Annotated in this window: 15 protein-coding genes and 1 tRNA gene; 12 read left to right on the top strand and 4 right to left on the bottom strand. The window is 72.2% G+C overall.

Going from position 1 to position 19,386, the window contains the following annotated elements; genetic code table 11:
- Positions 1–73: 73 nt before the first annotated feature.
- The 5 genes from KIK09_RS25890 to KIK09_RS25865 all read left to right on the top strand — a co-directional run bounded on the left by KIK09_RS25890 (position 74) and on the right by KIK09_RS25865 (position 5,792).
- A tRNA-Asn gene (locus tag KIK09_RS25890) sits at positions 74–148 on the top strand.
- Positions 149–1,912: 1,764 nt separating this feature from the next.
- A complete protein-coding gene (locus tag KIK09_RS25880; protein WP_214321934.1) occupies positions 1,913–3,070 on the top strand; it encodes a sensor histidine kinase in 1,158 nt (385 codons plus the stop codon).
- Positions 3,058–3,681, top strand: coding sequence for a response regulator (locus tag KIK09_RS25875; RefSeq protein ID WP_214321933.1), 624 nt, complete (start codon positions 3,058–3,060; stop codon positions 3,679–3,681). The genes KIK09_RS25880 and KIK09_RS25875 overlap by 13 nt, the downstream gene beginning before the upstream one ends.
- Before the next feature lie 172 nt (positions 3,682–3,853).
- Positions 3,854–4,978 carry a nitric oxide synthase oxygenase gene (locus KIK09_RS25870; protein ID WP_214321932.1) on the top strand — a complete coding sequence of 375 codons (1,125 nt, stop codon included), beginning with the start codon at positions 3,854–3,856 and terminating at the stop codon, positions 4,976–4,978.
- A 40-nt stretch (positions 4,979–5,018) separates the two neighbouring features.
- Positions 5,019–5,792, top strand: coding sequence for an enoyl-CoA hydratase-related protein (locus KIK09_RS25865; RefSeq protein WP_214321931.1), 774 nt, complete (start codon positions 5,019–5,021; stop codon positions 5,790–5,792).
- 12 nt (positions 5,793–5,804) lie between these two features.
- Here KIK09_RS25865 and galK read toward each other — a convergent pair whose 3' ends face one another.
- On the bottom strand, positions 5,805–6,923 hold the full coding sequence (gene galK / locus KIK09_RS25860; RefSeq protein ID WP_214321930.1) for a galactokinase: 1,119 nt from the start codon (positions 6,921–6,923) through the stop codon (positions 5,805–5,807).
- Between the two features lie 43 nt (positions 6,924–6,966).
- On the opposite strand from galK, the gene KIK09_RS25855 reads away from it, so the two are divergent.
- Entirely contained in the window at positions 6,967–7,773 is an 807-nt protein-coding gene (locus tag KIK09_RS25855) for a 1-aminocyclopropane-1-carboxylate deaminase/D-cysteine desulfhydrase (RefSeq protein WP_214321929.1), read from the top strand.
- Here KIK09_RS25855 and KIK09_RS25850 read toward each other — a convergent pair.
- On the bottom strand, positions 7,745–8,290 hold the full coding sequence (locus KIK09_RS25850) for a hypothetical protein (protein WP_214321928.1): 546 nt from the start codon (positions 8,288–8,290) through the stop codon (positions 7,745–7,747). The two genes, KIK09_RS25855 and KIK09_RS25850, sit on opposite strands and share 29 nt — an antisense overlap.
- A 122-nt stretch (positions 8,291–8,412) precedes the next feature.
- On the opposite strand from KIK09_RS25850, the gene KIK09_RS25845 reads away from it, so the two are divergent.
- The 5 genes from KIK09_RS25845 (at position 8,413) to KIK09_RS25830 (ending at position 17,374) form a co-directional block, all read left to right on the top strand.
- Complete coding sequence (locus KIK09_RS25845; RefSeq protein ID WP_214321927.1) at positions 8,413–13,140, top strand: tetratricopeptide repeat protein; 4,728 nt, start codon at positions 8,413–8,415, stop codon at positions 13,138–13,140.
- 85 nt (positions 13,141–13,225) lie between these two features.
- Positions 13,226–13,918, top strand: a complete 693-nt coding sequence (locus tag KIK09_RS25840) for a TetR/AcrR family transcriptional regulator (protein ID WP_214321926.1) — start codon at positions 13,226–13,228, stop codon at positions 13,916–13,918.
- 1 nt (position 13,919) lies between these two features.
- The gene (locus KIK09_RS25835) at positions 13,920–16,391 is read left to right on the top strand and encodes a PEP/pyruvate-binding domain-containing protein (RefSeq protein WP_214321925.1); all 2,472 of its coding nucleotides are present in this window, start codon (positions 13,920–13,922) and stop codon (positions 16,389–16,391) included.
- A gap of 46 nt (positions 16,392–16,437) precedes the next feature.
- Positions 16,438–16,560: a hypothetical protein gene (locus tag KIK09_RS59380; protein WP_275956275.1), complete on the top strand. Its 123-nt coding sequence runs from the start codon at positions 16,438–16,440 to the stop codon at positions 16,558–16,560.
- Positions 16,553–17,374: a phosphotransferase gene (locus KIK09_RS25830; RefSeq protein ID WP_214321924.1), complete on the top strand. Its 822-nt coding sequence runs from the start codon at positions 16,553–16,555 to the stop codon at positions 17,372–17,374. Before KIK09_RS59380 ends, KIK09_RS25830 begins: the two co-directional genes overlap by 8 nt.
- Positions 17,375–17,394: 20 nt before the next feature.
- Here KIK09_RS25830 and KIK09_RS25825 read toward each other — a convergent pair whose 3' ends face one another.
- Positions 17,395–17,856: a MarR family winged helix-turn-helix transcriptional regulator gene (locus KIK09_RS25825; protein WP_214321923.1), complete on the bottom strand. Its 462-nt coding sequence runs from the start codon at positions 17,854–17,856 to the stop codon at positions 17,395–17,397.
- A gap of 44 nt (positions 17,857–17,900) precedes the next feature.
- On the opposite strand from KIK09_RS25825, the gene KIK09_RS25820 reads away from it, so the two are divergent.
- The gene (locus KIK09_RS25820) at positions 17,901–18,284 is read left to right on the top strand and encodes a hypothetical protein (RefSeq protein WP_214321922.1); all 384 of its coding nucleotides are present in this window, start codon (positions 17,901–17,903) and stop codon (positions 18,282–18,284) included.
- On the opposite strand, the gene KIK09_RS25815 is transcribed toward KIK09_RS25820, so the two are convergent.
- Positions 18,274–19,362 carry an acetamidase/formamidase family protein gene (locus KIK09_RS25815; RefSeq protein WP_214321921.1) on the bottom strand — a complete coding sequence of 363 codons (1,089 nt, stop codon included), beginning with the start codon at positions 19,360–19,362 and terminating at the stop codon, positions 18,274–18,276. The two genes, KIK09_RS25820 and KIK09_RS25815, sit on opposite strands and share 11 nt — an antisense overlap.
- Positions 19,363–19,386: the final 24 nt, after the last annotated feature.

Here is a 19,386-nt window from a genome sequence, read left to right as displayed (position 1 = left end):
GGCATGCGCTAATCTATTCGTGCGCCGAGCGGAAAGCCCCTCCAGGGCCCACGTGAGCGGCGTAAACGCACGATCCCGCGTAGCTCAACGGCAGAGCAGCCGGCTGTTAACCGGCAGGTTATAGGTTCGAGTCCTATCGCGGGAGCCACCGAAGCCCCTTCCTCCTCAGGAAGGGGCTTCTCGCGTCCTACGCCCGCACACCAGTCCACGCTTTCGTCCGGCGTTCCCCCGCATCTCGTCTGTACGGCAAGCCGCCCCACCGTCCGCCCGCCGTACTTCGGCTCAGGGCCCGCATCCGGCGCTTCCGGCGAGTCGGGGACGCGCACCCGCCGTCACGGCGCCCAGAACCCGCCACCGAGGCCGCCCGAAGCCCACCACCCCGGCGCCGAAGTCCACCACCTCGGCGCCGGAGCTCCCGGGCCTTCCAGCGACTTCTGATGGCTGCCTCCCTCGTTGGCCGGCGGGCCTTACTGCGTGCCTCTGGCGGGGGCCCTCCGGCTCCGGGCAGGCCGAATCACGACGAACGGTGGTGGAGTGGTTGGCGATGGCGCCTGACCGCTCCTTCCAGGGCAAGCCCCAGCAGACCAGCCGCGGGGCCGCCTTGTTCCATCGTGGTCCTGGCGCCGGACGCGGGGCCGGGCAGCCCGCGGCTGGTCCGGCCCCCAGGGGTGGGACGACGGCATACGGACAGGCGGCGGATAGGAATGTGGCGCTTGCGGTGATCTATGGTTCCAACCACGATGTACGGCTGATGATTGGCAACCGCAAACGCCCTGGAGGGAAGTTGGAATCCACCGTTAGATTCGTGCGGATCCTCGACTAAACAGCATCCCTTTCCTCCAGATTTCTACGAAAATCCAGCCAAGAGACACAATGGCCAGTAGGCCGAGCAGATGTGTTGTGTGCACGAATGGAAGGGTTTTGTCGAGGACTGTGGCTTCGGGATCTGAGGGCAAGTAGAGAACCTGGTGAGTGTCTCCAGCCTTCGGACTTCCGTACCATCGATGCCAGCCTACGGTGGCAGAAAAGGTGGTGCCATCGGCGGTGACAACCTTCACGATCGCCCGATCAAGACGGTGCCGACGACTGCTGTTCACTTTCTCGACGACGGCTGTCGCGGTGACTCCGTGCCGCTGGATGTCCCACACGCGTAAGATGTCGTCTGTTGTGGCAACTGCGATGATCACTGCTAAAATCGCCGCGGCTACCGCTAACTGACCCTGTGCGGTTGAAAGCCGCTTTCTGACCGACAGATCCGCCCACGTGCGATGGCGAAGTGCAGCTCTCTCAAGGCGAAGTGCAGCCCTCTGAAGCCGATCGCGTTTACGTCTCCTCCCCAAGTCGCCCCCTTTCTGATCGCATAACGGACGCGACGATCAGCCAGTTCCCGAGTCGAAGCCGCCGTGAAAATCAACGCCGCCCAGGCGCCAAGACCGTGATTGGCTGAGCGCCCGAAGGGGAGCCACGCCAGATGAGCGGGGAAGGGGCTTCTCGCGTCCTACGCCCGCACACCAGCCCACACTCCCGTCCTGCGGTCCAAGCTTTCTGCTGGCGATGCACCGCATCTCGTCTGTACGGCAAGCCGCCCCACCGTCCGCCCGCCGCACTTCGGCTCAGGGCCCGCATCCGGCGCTTCCGGCGAGTCGGGGACGCGACCCGCCGTCACGGCGCCCAGAACCCGCCACCGAGGCCGCCCGAAGCCCACCACCCCGCCACCGGAGCCCGTCACCCCGGTGCCGGAGCCCGTCACCCCGGTGCCGGAGCCCGTCACCCCGGTGCCGGAACCCGCCACCCCGGACCCGAAATCGCCGGAGTCCCCGGGCCTCAGGGGTGTGATGGATGCAGGCCTGGGTGAGATGCGCAATCCACTATCTGGTGGACACCGCGCGGTGGGAGCGGAAAACTGCTGATCATGGATGGCAGTCCCGTGGCCGCGCGGGCCGAGAACGCCTGGCGGCGCTCCTATCCGTACTGGGACGCGCTCTTCGCGGTCGTGCTCGTGGCCACGGTCGTCGTCATCGCGGGAAACCAGGACGTGCCGCCGCGCCTGTTCGGGGCCGTGGGCGCGCTGCTGCTGCTGGCCGCCGCCTACCTCTGGATCGGGCGGGCGGCCGTGCGCGCAGAGGCGATCCCCGCGCCGGGCAGCGTGCCGTTCGCGTGGCTTTCCCTGGCGCTGTTCACTGTGGCCGACGTGCTCGACCCGGCGACGGGGATCGCGCTGTCCGCGCTGATCCCGATCACGTTCATGACGCTGCGCAGAGCGCGGGCCATGGCCCAGATCGTGGCGCTGCTCGCCGCGCCGATCGGCGTCGACATGGTCCGCCAGGGCATCCATCCCCTGCTGATCGCCATCACACTGGTGATCATGCTGTCGTCCACCGCGCTGCTCGGCACGTTCATCGGCCGGCTGTCGGAGCAGAACACCGAGCGGGCACGCCTCATCGAAGAGCTCGACCGCACCCGCGACGAGCTGGCCGCCGTCAGCAAGGAGGCCGGCGTGCTGGCCGAGCGCGAACGGCTGGCCGGCGACATCCACGACACGCTCGCCCAGGGGTTCGCCGGCATCGTCATGCTGCTGCAGGCCGCCGAGGCCGCCACGGGACCCAACAGGCACCTGACGCTGGCCGTACAGACGGCCAAGGACAACCTGGCCGAGACGCGGGCGCTCATCGCGGCGCTGGCGCCGCCCGCGCTGGCGGGGGCCTCGCTGGAGGAGGCGATCAGGCGGGTGGCGGGCGGGTTCGAGCTGCCGGTGGAGGTGGTCGTCAGCGGAACGCCCGCGCGGCTGGGCGGCGAGGCGGAGGCGGTCGTGGTCCGCGCGGCGCAGGAGGCGCTGGCCAACGTGCGCAAGCACGCGGGCGCCTCCACGGCCACGGTGTCGCTGGCCTTCGACGGCGACAGGGTCCGGCTGTCGGTGACCGACGACGGACGCGGCTTCGAGCCGGACGCGGGCGGGTACGGGCTGCGCGCGATGCGCAACCGGGTGGCGCGGCTGGGCGGCACGGTCTCGGTCGACAGCGCGCCCGGCCGCGGCGCCACGCTCGCCGTGGAGCTGCCGTGCTCGGGGTGATGATCGTCGACGACCACCCGATCGTCCGCGAGGGCCTGTACGGCATGCTGACCATCGAGCCGGACATCGAGGTGGTCGGGGAGGCGGGATCAGGCGACGAGGCGGTCGTGGTGGCGCCGCGGCTGCGGCCCGACGTGATCCTGATGGACCTGCGCATGCCCGGCGGCGACGGGCTGAGCGCGATCAGGCGGCTGGCCGCCGACTTCAGGATCATCGTGCTGACCACCTACGAGGACGACGCCGACGTGCAGCGCGCGGTCGCCGCGGGAGCCATCGGCTACCTGCTCAAGGACGTCTCCAGGGCCGAGCTGGCCGCCGCCGTGCGCTCCGCCGCCCAGGGCCGCACCGTGCTCGCGCCGTCGGTGGCCGCCCGCCTGGCCGAGCAGCGCCCGCCCGCTCCCGCTCCCACGCTGTCGGCGCGGGAACGGGAGGTGCTCGAGCTGGTCGCCGCCGGGCTGACCAACGTGGAGATCGGGCGGCGGCTGTTCATCGGGGCGGCCACGGTCAAGACGCACCTGCTGCGCGTGTTCGCCAAGCTCGAGGTCTCCGACCGCACCTCCGCGGTGCTGGCCGCGATCGAGCTCGGTCTGGTCCGACGCCCTGGCCGCTAGCGCTGGCGCTCCAGTCATCAGATTGGCGGACAAATCCCGGCTCGCCGGTGAAAAATGGGATCTGCTGCGGACAAGGTCACCAGGGGTGGTGCGGAGGGGCACCGCCGACAGGACGCGCCGCCCGGCCCGGAACCGGCGGGGCGCTCCGTGAACGGAATGCGTTGGTTGCTGCGTGCGTACCTGGATCCGGTCACTGCGTCCCTTCGACATCCACACCCTCGTCGAGCGAACGATCGACGTCCGCGAGGCCGAGCGCTTCATCCGGCAGTTCCACGCCGAGAACCCCGGCTCCGGCGACGTCAACGCCCGCCTGCGCGACGTCGCACGGGACGTGGCCCGCTACGGCACCTACACCCACACCGCCGAGGAGCTGACCTTCGGCGCCCGCGTCGCCTGGCGCAACAGCAACAGGTGCATCGGGCGGCTGTACTGGCGCTCGCTCAAGGTGCGCGACAGGCGGCAGATCACCGGCGCCGAGGGCGTGGCCCTGGAATGCGTCGCCCACCTGCGCGAGGCCACCGGCGAAGGCAGGATCCGCCCCACCATCACCGTGTTCGCTCCCGACACGCCCGCCCGCCGCGGCCCGCGGGTACTCAACGAGCAACTGATCCGCTACGCCGGACACCGCGCGGAGGACGGCTCGATCGTCGGCGACCCCCGCTACGTCGAGTTCACCGAGCTGGCCAAGTCGCACGGCTGGCACGGCGGGGCCGGCCGGTTCGACGTGCTGCCGGTGCTGATCCAGCCCTCCTTCGGTGGGCCGCTGCTGTGCAACCTGCCCGGGGACGCGGTGCTCGAGGTGCCGATCGAGCACCCGGAGTACCGGTGGTTCGCCGACCTCGGGTTGCGCTGGCACGCCGTACCGGCCATCTCCAACATGTGCCTGGAGATCGGGGGGATCTGCTACCCGTGCGCGCCGTTCAACGGCTGGTACATGGGCGCCGAGATCGGGGCGCGCAACCTGGCCGACCCCGACCGCTACGATCAGATACCCGTGGTGGCCGAGCGGCTCGGGCTCGACACCTCCACCGAGCGCTCCCTGTGGCGCGACCACGCGCTGGTCGAGCTCAACGTGGCCGTGCTGCACTCCTTCGAGCGGGCGGGGGTCACGATGACCGACCACCACACCGAGTCACGGCGCTTCCTGACGCACCTGGCGCGCGAGGAGAAGGCGGGGCGCGTCTGCCCGGCCGACTGGTCGTGGATCGTGCCACCGATCTCCGGTGGCGCCACGCCGGTCTTCCACCGCTACTACGACGAGCGCACGCTCAAGCCCGCCTACGTCCACCATCGGTGATCCTTGCGTTCAAGCCCTAGAACATGATTCGGTTATCGGCATGGCGGAACTCGTGCTCTCCTCGGTCGACCAGGGCGTGCTCACGCTCACCTTCAACCGTCCCGACAAGCTCAACGCCTGGACGGTCGAACTCGGCCGGGTCTACTTCGACCTGCTCGAGCAGGCCGCGCAGGACCCGGCGGTGCGCGCGATCGTGGTCACGGGGGCGGGCAAGGGCTTCTGCTCAGGCGCCGACTTCCAGACGCTGACCGCCATCCAGACCGGCAGCCTCGACGAGGCGCCCGACCCGCGGCCGAACACCTTCCCCACCACGATCCCCAAGCCGGTCATCGCGGCGGTCAACGGGGCCTGCGCGGGGCTCGGCATGGTGCACGCGCTCGTCTGTGACCTGGTCTTCACCGCGGCCGAGGCCAAGTGGACGACCGCGTTCCCGCGCCGCGGGCTGATCGCGGAGTACGGGCTGTCGTGGGTGCTGCCGCGGCTGATGGGCCAGCAGCGGGCGATGGACGTGCTGCTGTCGGGGCGGGTTTTCAGCGGCGCGGAGGCCTACGAGATGGGGCTGGTCAACCGTTCCGTGGCGGGCGGTTCGGTGCTGGCCGAGGCGCAGGCCTACGCGCGGGAGCTGGCGGTGCACAGCTCGCCCACATCCATGGCGATCATCAAGCGGCAGGTGTGGAACGACTGGGACGTCACGCTCGAGCAGTCGGCCAAGACCGCCGTGCAGGAGATGGTGGCCTCCTTCTCCCGCCCGGACTTCGCCGAGGGCGTCGCCTCCTTCCTGGAGCGCCGCCCTCCGGCCTTCCCGCCGCTCTAGGGTCCCGTACCGTCAGGCGAGCTTGCGGGCGCCCTGAGCCGGGGTGGCGGGCAGGAAGCGGGGCGCCGTCCAGCCCATGGCAGCGAAGGTCTTGGCCACCTCGTCCTGCACGCTCTGCAGGCGGTCGTCGGCGACCAGCGCGATGGCCGAGCCGCCGAAGCCGCCGCCGGTCATGCGGGCGCCGCGCGCGCCGCCGCGGATCGCGGCCTCCACGGAGGCGTCCAGCTCGGGGCTGGAGACCTCGTACTGGTCGCGCAGCGACAGGTGCGAGGCGTTGAGCAGGGCGCCGATCTCGGTGATCTGCCCGGCGCGCAGCAGGCCGACCAGAGCCTCGACGCGGTGGCTCTCGGTGACGACGTGCATCGTGCGCTTGCGTTCGTCGCCCTGCAGCCTGTCAAGCGCGCCGGCCAGGTCCTCCACGTCGCGCAGCGACGCCACGCCGAGCTTGCGGGCGGCCGACTCGCACTCGGCGCGGCGCTTGGCGTACTCGCCGGTGGCGTGCTCGTGGTGGACCTGGGTGTCGATGATGAGGATCTGCAGCCCGCGCGCGGCCAGGTCCAGCGGGACGTTGCGGTGGCCGAGGCTGCGGCAGTCGAGGAAGAGCGCGTGCCCCTCCTTGGACAGCGCCGAGGCGGCCTGATCCATGATGCCGCACGGCATGCCGACGAAGTCGTTCTCCGCCTTCTGCGACAGCAGGGCGACCTCCATCGGCGTCATGCCGAGCCCGTGCAGGTCGTTGAGCGCGGAGGCCACCGACACCTCCAGCGCCGCGCTCGAGCTCAGCCCGGCGCCCTGCGGGATGTCGCCGTCGACGGCGATGTCGGCGCCGCGCACCCGGTCGCCCAGCATGGCCAGCACGCCGACCACGTAGCGGGTCCAGCCCTGGGAGTCGGCGTGGTCGGCGATCGTGACCGGCTCGCCCCCACCCGCGGACTGCAGCGACAGCAGCCGGATCGTGCGGTCGGCGCGTGGCGTGACGGCGGCCGTGACGCCCCACGGCACGGCGAACGGCAGCACGAAGCCGTCGTTGTAGTCGGTGTGCTCGCCGATGAGGTTGACCCGCCCGGGGGCGTGCCAGACCGTCTCGGGCTCGGCACCGAAGGCCGAACGGAAAGCATCAACAACGCGCATGATCGCACACTCCTAAACAATGACCCGACCGTAGACTAGCGCCATGGAGGAGCTGGCAGATCCGGCGCTCGGATCGGTCCGGGTCCTGTTGAAACACGACGACAACAAGGCGCGCAAACTCAGGTACAACCTGGGCCATCCGCGGGTGCTCACGTTCGGCGGCGCCTACTCCAACCACATCAGGGCCGTGGCCGAGGCCGGCCGGCGCCACGGCTTCGAGACGATCGGCGTGATCCGCGGAGAGGAACACCTGCCGCTCAACCCGTCCCTGGCCTACGCCGCCGAGCGCGGGATGCGCCTGACCTACCTGGACCGCGCGACCTACCGGCTCAAGCACACGCCCGCCGTGCTCGACCGGTTGCGCGAGACCTGGGGAGACGTGGCGATCCTGCCGGAGGGCGGCAGCAACGCCGCGGCCGTGCGGGGCTGCGCCGAGCTGCCCGCGGAGGTCGAGGCCGACTACGACGTGATCTGCTGCCCGGTGGGGACCGGCGGGACCCTGGCGGGCATCGCGGCAGGGTTGCCCCCGGGGAAGCGGGCGATCGGGTTCTCGGTCCTCAAGGGCGGCGGCTTCCTGGTCGATGAGGTGGCCCGCCTGCAGTCGGCGGCCTTCGGGCGGGTCTTCGAGAACTGGTCGCTGGAGCTCGGCTACCACTTCGGTGGCTACGCCCGCTCGACCCCGGCCCTCCAGGCCTTCGCCACGAAACACCGGGTCGAAGAGGTGTACGTCGCCAAGATGCTCTACGGGATCCTCGACCTCGTACGGCAGGGCCGCTTCCCCGGCGGCACCACTGTCCTGGCCGTCATCACCGGCCTGCCCTTCACGGGAGCTGAGCCAGTATCGGGTTGATCAGGTCGTTGAGCTCGCGGACCAGGACGACCAGGGCGCGCTCGGCGCTCTGCTCCACCGCGTCGTGCGGGCCCTCCGGCTCCGGCGGCAGGTCCGCCAGCGGCACAGGGACCTCCACCAGGAGCGTGGCCCGCAGGAAAGGGCTGCGCGCCAGATCCTGCTGAGTGGGCTCCACGTACTGCCCGAACGTCTCCGGCCAGCCCTGCCACCCGCGATCGCGCCACCAGGTACGCGAGCGCGTGAGCTCCTCGGGCAGCGGCGAGACCAGCCTGACCCGGGCGTTGAGCGTGCCGTCCCAGGTGTTGCGCACGCACGCCGCCTCCAGGATGCGGCGATCCCAGCGGACGTAGCCGGGCGAGAGCGAGGGCGGGGTCGCCAGACGCCAGGCCGCACACGCGAAGCGGACCGGCGCGATGTCCCCGAACTCGAACTCCGCCAGGTTCTTGCGCACGTGCACGGCGTAGCGGCCGTCACGGTCCCGGTCGAAGTCCTGGTCGATCCAGAACGCGTTCCCCATGGCCACCACCGTACGGCCCCGGCGGGCCGTACCGGCCCGGGAAGGCAGATCTCCGAATGCTCTGTGACGAGAGCAACAGATGTGTAGCTTTTTCACTTTACGGGGTGACTGAGGAGTTGACGATGGCGTCAGAACAGCTCGACGCGGCCCTGCGTTGCTGGGAAGAGGGAGACCTCGCCGAGGCCGCGACGCTGTTCAGACAGATCGCCGCCACCGGCGATGCGCAGGCCTCGCACCTGCTCGCCTGCCTGCTGGAACAGCAGGGTGACCTGGACGGCGCCGAGGCCGCGCACCGCTCGGTGATCCTGTCCGGCGACCCCGTCTACGGCCAGCGCAGCGCCATCCAGATGGGCATGATGCTGGTCAACGCCGAGGAGTACGGTGCGGCGCACCGGGTGCTGATGATCGCCGCCGAGGGCGCCGACTTCGAGGTGGCCGCGCTGGCCGACACCGCGCTGGTGCTCGTGCTGACCCAGCTGGGCGACGCCCAGGGCGCCGGCGAGGCGCTGGAGCGGGCGCGCAGGTGCGACAGCCCCGCCGTGGCCGAGCTGGCGGCCGAGCTGCAGCTGCCCGACTTCGACACGCGGGACACCTTCGACGCCCGCGGGCGCTACGAGCTGGCCGACACCGAGGAGGAGTACCGGGAGCTGCTGACGTGCGGCGATCCCGAGGTGGTGTCGCTGTCGGCGTTCCGGCTCTACCAGCACCACGCCGAGCAGGGCGAGTTCGAGGCCGCCCGCCAGGTCTGCGAGCACGCGATCGCCGTCGGCCATCCCGACCACCTGGCCATGGCGCGCAAGCTCCTCGGCGCGGTGCTGGTCGACCTGGGCGAGTACGCCGAGGCGGCGGCCGCCTACCGCGCGGCGGCCGAGGACCCCAGGCCAGAACTGCGGCTGCCCGCCCTGATCGAGCTGGCCAAGGTGATCGCCCAGCTCGGCGACCAGGACGAGACCAGGGCGCTGTTCCACCGGGTGATCGCCAGCGGCCAGCGTGAGTACGCCACCGAGGCCCGCGCCTGCCTGGCCCAGATGCACGCCGAGGCCGGGGAGGTCCAGGAGGCGGCCGCCGCGGTGCGCGCCGTACTGGAGGAGGAAGAGTCCGAGTGGGCCTCCAGCTGCGTGATGCTGCTGAGCCTGCTGCCGATCGACGAGGTCATCGACGTCGTAAGGCTGGCCGCCGAGCACCCGGACACCGACGTGTCGTTCAAGGCGCAACTCCTGCTGCAGCACGCGGCCATGCAGGAGCCGCTGGCCGACCCGGAGGAGGAGCAGGCGCTGCAGGACGTGGACCAGGGCCTGGCACTGCTGCGCGAGGGCGATGTGGCCGAGGCCAGGCGGCTGCTGCGCAAGGCCGCCGACTCCGTCGCGGCCGAGCAGTCGGCCAGGGCGATGGTGGCGCTGGCCGAGCTGGAGATCGGCCAGGGGGACCTGGAGCAGGCCGACGAGCTCTTGGCCTACGTGGCAGAAAGCGGCGACTCCCTCCAGAGCTTCACCGCGGCGTTCCTGCTCCACCTGCTGCGCACCGGCGACGGCGTCCACCCCGTGCTCGGCGCGATCGTGGACCACCAGCGGCTGGGCAGGCAGGAGGGGCTGTCGCGCTACCGGGAGGCGGCCGAGCACTCGGCGGTCGGCGCCGCGGTGTTCGCCCAGATGCTGGTCTCCACCGGCTACGACCTGTCGGATGCGCTCGAGCTGGTGGACGTCGAGGCCGATCCGCTGGCGCTGTCGTACACGGCGGCGACCTTCAGGGACCTGGACCTGCTGCGCCGCGCGCACGCCGAGGGGCACCCGGTGCTGGCGCCCTGGGTGGCGCAGGCGCTGGGGGAGCTCACCGAGGACGACGCGGAGGCCAGGGCCGCCCTCACCGCAGCGTTCGAGTCGGGCAGGCGGGCGGCCGCGCTGCCGCTGCTCGAGACCTACGAGCGGCAGGGCGACCTGCTGGCCGCCACCCGGCTGCACGAGCGGCTGGGCAACGCCTGGATGCTGGGCTTCACCCGGATACGGCTCGACGATCTCGACGGCGCGGCCCTGGCCACGGCCGAGGACGAGTTCGCGGCACGGCTGCTGGCCCAGGACCCGATCCCGGCCGAGTCCTGGCAGGACGCCCTGCTCGCCATGGAGTGCGCGCACGCCTGGCAGCGCGCGGGCCGGAGCGCGGCGGCCGGCACCGCGCTGTCGCTGGTGACCCATCCCGACCTGGAGCAGCAGGCCGCCTGCTACCTGGGCGCGCTGCGCGACGACGCCGGCGACGCCCGCGGCGCGATCGAGGCCTGGCAGCGTGCGGCCGCGGGCGACGACGAAGGGATGCGGGCCGCCGCGCTGCGCGGCCTCGGCCACGTCCAGCTGGGCCTCGGCGAACACGACGCCGCGGCCGCGGCCTTCCTGGCGTTGCACGAGCTGGAGGGCGATGAGCAGAGCGCGCTCCAGCTGGGCCGGGCGCTCGTGGCGGGCGGCCGCGCCGGCGAGGCCCGCCAGGTGCTTGACGCCGCCCTCGGCGAGGCCGCGCCGCTCTACCTGGCCGTCCAGCTGCGTGAGGCGGGCGACCTGGAGGCCGCCGTCGCCACCGCCGAGACCGCCGCCGCCGGAGCCCCGCCCGAGCTGGCGGGGGAGTCGGCCCGGATACTGGGCGGCCTGCTGGCCAGGACCGGCGACCTGGCGGGCGCCCGCGCCGCCTTCGAACGCGCCGCCGCGCTCGACCCCGACGCCGAACCCGCCACTCTGCTGGAGGCCGGCCGCGCCCTGGCCGAGGCGGGCGACGCCGAGGCGGCCCGCTCCGCGCACCTGCGCGTGGCCGCCCAGGACCGCGACCAGCGGGCCGCGGCCATCGCCCGGGCCAGGCTCGGCACGTCCGACCCCGAGGAGCGGCCGTGGGCGCTGCTGGCCGACGGCCGGCGCGAGGCGGCCCGCCAGGCGCTCGCGGAACGTTCGGGCCAGGCGATGGCCGACCTGCTCATCGCGCTGGAGGAGCGCGACGCGGCCACGGTCCGCGCCCTGCTCGAGCAGGCGCCCTCCGAGGAGGCCTTCGACGCCGTGCTCGAGACCGGCGCCGAGCCGTTCTACCGGCTGGCCGTCGAGCTGGCCGGGCCGCGCCAGTCCGCGCTCGGCCGCCTCGGACTGGGCGCGCTGCAGGCCCAGGACGGTCACCACTCCCGGGCCGAGCTCGTCTTCCTCCCTGTCACCGGCTGCGCCGAGCCCGACCTGGTCACGACCGCCTGGGCACACATCGCGGCCGTACGGCAGGCCAGGGGCGACCTCGACGGCGCCGTCGAGGCCCTGCGCAAGGCCATGCCCAAGGCGGCCGTCGACCTGGCCCGCCTGCTCGACGAGCGGGGCGACACCGAAGGCGCCCGCACCGCCCTGATCGCGGGCACCGAGTCCGGCGACCTGGAAAGCAGACACCACCTGCTGGTCCACCTGCTGCTCGAGGAGGACCACGAGGCCGTGGCCGCCGAGGCCGACAGGGCGGTGGCCACCGGCGACCAGGAGACCGTGGCCTTCGCCTACTGGGTGTGGGGCGACGCCTGCCGCGCCCGCGGCGACGCGCACGGCGCCGTCGCCAAGTACCGCGCCGCGCTCGACACCGGCTTCCCCCTGCCCGGCCTGCGCGCCGACCTGGCCGACGCGCTGTACACGCTGGGCGAGACCGCCGAGGCGCACCGGGAGGCCAGGCTGGCCATGGAGTCGGGCGACCCCGACGCCGTGGGCACGGCGGGGGAGAGGCTGGGCCGCTGGCTGCAGGAGGAGGGCGACCCGCTGGCCGCCGCCCAGGCCTACGCCGCCGCGGGCACGCAGCAGGCCGCCGAACGGCTGGCCGCGCTGGCCTACGAGAACTACGAGCGCGGCGAGCACGCGCTGGCCGCGCAGGTGCTGTCGCTGGGCGGGGATCGCGCCGCGGACCGGGCCAGGGAACTGGGCGAGCTGTGCGACGACCCGGAGGCCGTGCGCCTGTACTACCGGCTGGTCGGATCCGACCCGTTCACCGAGATGGGCCTGGCCGAGCGCCTGGCGGAGCTGGGCGAGACCGGCCAGGCCAGGGCGATGCTGGAACGCCTGCAGGACCACCACGACGCCGACGTCCGCTTCGTGGCCGGCGGCAAGCTGCTGTCACTGCTGGACCCCGAGGGCGATGCCGAGGCCTTCTCCAGCGTGGTCGAACGGCAGGCGGGCGACGCCGACAGCCCGGCGGGAGCGGTGTTCGGCAGCCTGCTCGGCATGATCCAGGGCCGCCAGGGCGACACCGAGACGTCGCTGCGCACGCTGCGCGAGGCGGCCGAGTCCGGCGAGCCGGCCGCGCTCAGCGTCCTGGGCCAGGCGCTGATCGACGCGGGCGAGGTGGCAGAAGGGCGCCAGGTGCTGCTCAGGGTCGTCGACGGCGACGACCCCGACCTGGCCGGGCGGGCCATGCTCGGGCTCGGCATCACCTACCACGACGAGGACGAGGCCCAGGCCCGCGACTGGTACCTCAAGGCGCTGGAGTCGATCGGCCCGCTGGCGGCCATGTACCTGGGCGCGCTCGCCAAGCGCGCCCGCGACTTCCCCGAGGCGCTGGCCTGGTACCAGCGCGTCATCGACGCCGGGCACTCCGAGTCGGGCATGGCCGCCGCCCACCTGGGCGAGTTGTGCTACTGGCTGGGCGACCGCGACGGCGCGCTGCGCTACTACGAGCTGACCCTGAGCCTGACCGACCAGCCCGCCCTGGTGGCCGAGGCCGCCTGCCGGCTGGGCGAGATCCGCCACGAGCGCGGCGACCTCGCGCTGGCCGTACGGATGCTGGAGATCGCCGTCGACACCGGCGACGAGACCTTCGCCCCCGAGGCGGCGGGACTGCTCGGCCGGATATCTCGAAACTGACAGACCGAGCTTGGAGTCGTGACCCCCTTGGCATCAATTGAATGACCGCTTATAGTCATCTGGTCAAACAATTGAGGTGATCGGGATGGCAGGGCGACCGCCGCTGGAACCGGCGCGACAGCTGGAGCGAGCGCACAGGATCCTCGACGCGGCAGGCGAGCTGATCCTGCGCTGGGGCTACGACAAGACCACCATCGACGACGTGGCCAAGCAGGCCGACGTCGCCAAGGGCACCATCTACCTGCACTGGAAGACGCGCGAGGAGCTGTTCGCGGCGCTGCTGCGCCGCGAGCGCGTGCGCATGCTGGCGCAGGTACGGCAGGCCCGTCCGGAAACGCTGCGCGACCTGCTCGTCCTGCTGGCGACCGAGCTCCTGCGCAGGCCACTGATGCGGGCGATGCTGGTGTCGGACACCGAGGTGCTGGGCAAGCTGGCCCGCCAGCGGCAGAGCGGCAGCAGCTCGATGGAGCTGGGCACCGCGTTCGAGGACTACCTCGGCCGGCTGGTCAAACTCGGGGTGCTGCGCGCGGACCTGACCCCGGGCGAGCACGTGCTGGTGATCAGCTCGACGGTCTACGGCTTCATGACGCTGCAGGCGATGGTGCCCGAGGAGCGCAGGACCCCCGACGGGCGGCTGGTGGAGCTGATCGCCGACGCGTGCGTGCGGGCCCTGGGCTGGACGCCGTCCGCGCCGGAGGCGCAGGCCCTGCTCGACTATCTCGACACCATCGCAGAACTGGCCGAGCGCAGGCTGGCCGGTTCGCTAAGGAGCGTGTGACGTGCGGGTTGTCCTCCCTCTCGACGATCCGGCGGCCGACCTGGCGACGGCCGGCGGCAAGGGCGCCTCGCTGGCGAGGCTGACGCGGGCCGGGCTGCCGGTGCCGCCGGGGTTCCACATCACCACCGAGGCCTACCGGAGCTTCGTCGCCCCGTTCCTCGACGAGCTGCTGCGCACCCGCGACGCCGCGCTGTTCCTGCGCCACGACATGCCCGAGCCGATCGCCGCCGAGATCCGCAAGGCCTACGCAGAGCTGGGCTCCGACGTGGCGGTGGCGGTGCGGTCGTCGGCCACCGCCGAGGACCTGCCCGACATGTCGTTCGCCGGCCAGCAGGACACCTACCTCAACATCAGGGGCGACGGCCTGCTCGAGGCGGTCAGGAAGTGCTGGGCCTCGCTGTGGAACGAGCGCGCGGTGGCCTACCGGGAGCAGAACGGCGTGCCGCACGACGACGTGGCGCTGGCCGTGGTCGTGCAGGAGCTGGTGGACGCCGACGCGGCGGGCATCATGTTCACCGCCAACCCGGTCACGGGCGACCGCGGCGAGATCGTGGTCAACGCCTCGTGGGGGCTGGGTGAGGCCGTCGTGGGCGGCCAGGTCACCCCGGACACGCTGGTTATCTCAGCAGATGCCGTGAAATCGGTGACGTTGGGCGACAAATCGGTGATGACCGTGCGGACCGCGGACGGCACCCGCGAGGAGCCCGTGCCCGCCGACCTGCGCGCCCGCCAGGTGCTCGACGACGCGCAAGCAGTACGGCTCGCGCGGATCGGTGAGCGGATCGAGCAGCTGTACGGCACGCCCATGGACGTGGAGTGGGCCAGGAGCGGCGGCGAGTTCCTGATCGTCCAGGCCCGCCCGATCACCCGCATCAGGCGGCAGGTCGAGGAGTGGAACGACAGCCTCAAGGGCGACTACCTGTGGACCGCGGGCAACCTGGGCGAGGCGATCCCCGATGTGATGACCCCGGCCACCTGGTCGTTCGTCCGGCTGTTCATCGAGGAGGCCATGTCGGCCGCCGCGATGCCGGGCTTCGACCTGGTCGGCAACATCGGCGGCCGCTTCTACATGAACCTGTCCGTGGTGATCACCATCGCCAGGGCGCTGGGCATGCAGTCGCGGCTCGGCGCCGTCGAGCAGGTCTTCGGCAAGCTGCCCAAGGACCTGGACGTGCCGCTGGTCGACCTGTCGCGCTGGGAGATCATCAAGCGCACCCTGCCGATGGCCGTCGGCATCCAGCGCCGGGTGCGGGCCAACCTCAAGGGCATGCGGCTGTTCCTGGCCACCTCGCGGCGCCGCTGCGAGGAACTGCGCGCCACGATCGCCGCCACCGACGACCCGGCCGAGCTGGCCGCGCTGTGGGGACGCGAGATCGAGCCGCACCTGGTGACCGCCTGCCGGATGCTGGAGGCCGCCGGCCGGCAGGGCGGCGCCACGCTGGTGTGGACCCGCGACAAGCTGCGCAAGATGATGGGCGAGGTCGACGCCGAGGCCATGCTGACCGGGGTGAACACCGACGGCGAGCTGGCCAGCCTGGGCCCGATCCTGGGGCTGACCAAGCTGGCTGCCGGCGAGATCACCCGGGAGGAGTTCGCGCTCACCTACGGCCATCGCGGGCCGCACGAGTTCGAGGTGTCCATCCCCAGGCCCGGCGAGGACCCCGCCTGGATCGACGCCCAGCTGGCCGGCCTGCGCGACCTGCGCGCCGACACCGCCGCGCTGCTGGCCAAGCAGGCCAAGGCCCGCGACGAGGCGTGGGCGCGCTTCGCGGGCAGGTATCCGCGCAAGGTCGGCAAGATGCGCGCCCGCGTCAAGCGGTGGAACGCGGTCGTGCGCGACCGGGAGGACACCCGTTCGGAGAACATGCGCGCCTTCTGGGTGCTGCGCGCCTTCGTCGTGCGGGCGGGCGAGCTGACCGGCCTCGGCGACGACGCGTTCTTCCTCCACCTGAACGAGCTGCTGCCGGTGCTGCGCGGCGGCGCCGCGTCCCCGTCCACGATCGAGGTACGGCGGGCCACGCACGAGCAGTACGCGGCGCTGCCGCCCTACCCGACGCTGATCGTGGGCCATTTCGACCCGGTCCGCTGGGCCGCCGACCCCGACCGGCGCGGCGACATCTATGACGCCCGCGGCGGGGGCGCGCCCGTCAGCGACACCGTCACCGGCTTCCCCGGCGCGCCCGGCATCGTCGAGGGCGTGGCCCGCGTCATCGCGACCCCCGAGGAGGGCGACCGGCTCAAGGCGGGCGAGATCCTGGTGACCACGCTCACCAACATCGGCTGGACCCCGATGTTCCCGCGCGCCGCCGCGGTCGTCACCGACATGGGGGCGCCGCTGTCGCACGCCTCGATCGTGGCCCGCGAGCTCGGCATCCCCGCGGTGGTGGGCACGGGCAACGCCACGATGCGCCTGCGCGACGGCGACCGCATCCGGGTGGACGGCGAGCGCGGCACGGTGGAGGTGCTCGACTGAGCAAAACGCCTGCGAGTGATCAGTGACGCTGGACACGATGGCGTTCATGACCGACTGGACCCTCGCGGACGAGCGCGAAGTGGAGGAACGGTGCGCCCGCTTCAGGCGGGCCAAACTCGTCCTGGACCGCGGCATCCCGGAGGACCCTCCCGAGGAGGAGGGTGACTGACCTCCCGGCCGCCCTGGCCCGCGAGCTGGCGCACCGCCTCGGTTCCCCGCTACGTGCCTTCGCGCCCGCCGCAGGCGGGTACTCCCGCGGCACCCGCGGCATCGTCACCCTCGCCGACGGCGCCCGCGTGTTCGTCAAGGCCACCGACGCCGAGCCCACCGACGACTACCGCGCCGAGGCGGTCGTGTCGGCGGCCCTGCCGGCCGAGGTCCCCGCACCGCGGCTGCTGTTCTCCTGCGAGGTCGACAGCTGGGTGCTGCTGTGCACGGACGTGGCGCCGGGCACGCCGCCACCCGAGCCGTGGCGCGAGCAGGACCTCGCGGCCGCCCTCGACGTCCTGACGACCTGCGCCCGCGCACTCACCCCCGCCCCGATCCCAGGCCTGCCCACCATCGCCGAGCGCATGGCGGGCAGGTGCGAGATCTGGAACGAGCTGCACGGCCCCGCCTCCCGGCTGGCCAGGGTCGAGGGCCGGTGGACCGAGTTGGTCACCGGCGACACGTTGCTGCACTTCGATCCGCGCCACGACAACTTCATGATCGACCCGGCCACAGGCACCGCGATGCTGGTCGACTGGGGGCGGGCCTGTACGGGACCGGACTGGGCCGATCTGGTCTGCCTGCTCCTGCTGTCCGATCTGGGGGGTCGCGATCCGGAGGAGATCTTCACCCGGCATCCGCTCGGCGCGGGTGCGCCCGCCGAGGCGGTGGACGCCATGCTGGTCATGCTGGCCGGGTACTGGACGCGCTCGGCCAGGCTGGACTCGCCCGTGCGGGCGCGCAGGGAGCGCTCGCGGCGCGCCGTACTGGACTGATTGGGCGCACGCTGGCGCCGCTACCCGGCCTCAGGTTGATCGGGGGAGATCCCGGCGAGGAACGTGGTGGCGAGGCCCTGCAAGGCGTGGCGGAGGGCCGTGGCGACGGCGGGGTCGAGGGTGGCGAGGAGTTCCGCGTCGGTTTCGCGGGCCAGTGAGATCGCCTGGGCGCGGAGGCGGCCGCCCTCCCGGGTGAGTTCGATGAGGTGACGGCGGCGGTCGGCGGTGTCGCGGACCCGCCGGACCGCGCCCAGCCGTTCCAGCTCGTCGAGCATGTCGACCACCACGGCCGGCGTGACCCCGAGGGCGTCGGCCAGGTCAAGCTGGGCTCGAGGGCCTGGCGCGAGCAGCTCGAGCACTCCGCAGTGGCGCGGACGCAGGCCGAGCGGGGCCAGGCGGGCGGCGAAGCGCCCGGTCGCGTGCCGGCCGAGCTTACCGAGCAGGTAGCTCACCGTTCCTGTCACCGACTCTTCCGCATCCACCCGACCGATGTTAGCGTAGCCATATGATTCAGAAGCTAAACGATATGGTCACCTTACGAGGTGCTCGGTGGTTCGGCACGATCGTCGTGATCCTCACCGTGCTCGCCACCGGCTACTTCACCGTGTCCGCGCTGGTGGATCCCGGCGGTCTGGTGCCCGGAGGTGACGGGGCGGCCGCGAGGACCTACGCCGCCTACATGGCGGCCCGCAACCTCGTGCTCGCGGGCAGCATGCTGTGGTTGCTGGCCGCGCGATCATGGCGGGCTCTCGCCCTGCTGCTGGCGATCAACGGATTGGTGCAGATCGCCGATGCGGTGATCGGCGGGGTCAAGCACCAGATCCCGCAAACGCTCGGGCCGGCGGCGTTCGCGGTCGCCCTGCTGCTGGCAGCGGGCTTGCTGGGCGCCGCGCGCGGTGTCAGGTGGTGAAGATGTCCTCGGGGAGGAGGGCGGAGACCAGGAAGCTCGGGACGTCGACCAGCTGGCTGACCTTCAGGTCGACGGCCACGCTGCAGATGGCGTAGGCCTGCTGAGCGCTCCACCCGCGCGTCCCGAGGTGGTCGATCATGCTCAGCAGCGCGTTGCGGGCCGCCACCGTCAGGTCCTCGGCCGCGACCTCGCCGTCCCTGCTGACCGACATCCCCGTCGTGGCGTAGTAGCTGCGCGGCGGCGCGTCCTGCACGCCTGAGAAGTGCGGCTCGCGCACCCCGGCCTCGTTCGGGTGTACGGCGAAGCGCACCCGCAGCGTGGCCGCCATCTCGATGGCCGTGCCGCAGGCCTCACCGTCGCCCTGGGCGAAGTGAGCGTCCCCGGCGGAGAACAGCGCGCCGGGCGTGTCGACGGGGACGAACAGCCGCGTACCCGCCACGAGCTGCTTGATGTCCACGTTGCCCGCCTGCTCCCTGGGCGGGATCGTGCGCAGCCCGTGGTTGGCGATCGCCGGGTCGCGCGGCACCGCGCCGTCGGCCGAGGGCGGCAGCACGAACCCGCCGCGCTCCAGCGCCGCCAGCTCCCTGGCGGTGATCCTGGCCATCGACCGGTGCCCCGGCGACAGCCCGATCGTGCCCATGAACGGCGCCCCCGGGATCCGCACTCCGGGCAGGTCGGGCGAGAGGGCGAACCCGTCGCCGAGGTGCCAGCGCACCATGAACGGCTCGGTGAAGACGTCGCGCAGGAACCCGAACCCGGGCACCTGCACGGTGTAGCCGTAGGAGTCGGGCACGATCTCGACGATCTCGATCTCCAGCAGGTCGCCGGGCTGGGCGCCCTCCACGTACACGGGCCCGGTCAGCGGGTGGACGACGTCCAGGTCGGGCGCGGCGACCGTCTTCAGCGTGGCGCCCGGCCCCAGCTGGCCGTCGAAGGCGTCGCGGGTCTCCATCACCACCTCGTCGCCTGGCTCGCAGCGGACGATCGGCCTGATGTCGGGATGCCAGCGGTTGTGCCCGGTAGCGGGTTCCTCGCCCAGCGTGAGCGCGCGGTCGATGCGGATCTCGTGTACGGCCATGGTGGCCCCCTCGGGATGAGGCGT

The organism is Nonomuraea sediminis (genome assembly GCF_018531495.1).
GTDB lineage: Bacteria > Actinomycetota > Actinomycetes > Streptosporangiales > Streptosporangiaceae > Nonomuraea > Nonomuraea sediminis.
The sequence above is the reverse complement of the archived record's forward strand: the minus strand, read 5'-3'. Positions and strand labels throughout refer to the sequence as shown.

Excerpts from the sequence above, each read along its gene's own strand:
- KIK09_RS25815 (WP_214321921.1), bottom strand. The coding sequence starts at position 19,362 with ATGGCCGTACACGAGATCCGCATCGACCGCGCGCTCACGCTGGGCGAG.
- KIK09_RS25855 (WP_214321929.1), top strand. The coding sequence starts at position 6,967 with ATGGAGGAGCTGGCAGATCCGGCGCTCGGATCGGTCCGGGTCCTGTTG.
- KIK09_RS59380 (WP_275956275.1), top strand. The coding sequence starts at position 16,438 with ATGACCGACTGGACCCTCGCGGACGAGCGCGAAGTGGAGGAACGGTGC.
- galK (WP_214321930.1), bottom strand. The coding sequence starts at position 6,923 with ATGCGCGTTGTTGATGCTTTCCGTTCGGCCTTCGGTGCCGAGCCCGAG.
- KIK09_RS25840 (WP_214321926.1), top strand. The coding sequence starts at position 13,226 with ATGGCAGGGCGACCGCCGCTGGAACCGGCGCGACAGCTGGAGCGAGCG.
- KIK09_RS25850 (WP_214321928.1), bottom strand. The coding sequence starts at position 8,290 with ATGGGGAACGCGTTCTGGATCGACCAGGACTTCGACCGGGACCGTGAC.
- KIK09_RS25845 (WP_214321927.1), top strand. The coding sequence starts at position 8,413 with ATGGCGTCAGAACAGCTCGACGCGGCCCTGCGTTGCTGGGAAGAGGGA.
- KIK09_RS25820 (WP_214321922.1), top strand. The coding sequence starts at position 17,901 with ATGGTCACCTTACGAGGTGCTCGGTGGTTCGGCACGATCGTCGTGATC.
- KIK09_RS25865 (WP_214321931.1), top strand. The coding sequence starts at position 5,019 with ATGGCGGAACTCGTGCTCTCCTCGGTCGACCAGGGCGTGCTCACGCTC.
- KIK09_RS25880 (WP_214321934.1), top strand. The coding sequence starts at position 1,913 with ATGGATGGCAGTCCCGTGGCCGCGCGGGCCGAGAACGCCTGGCGGCGC.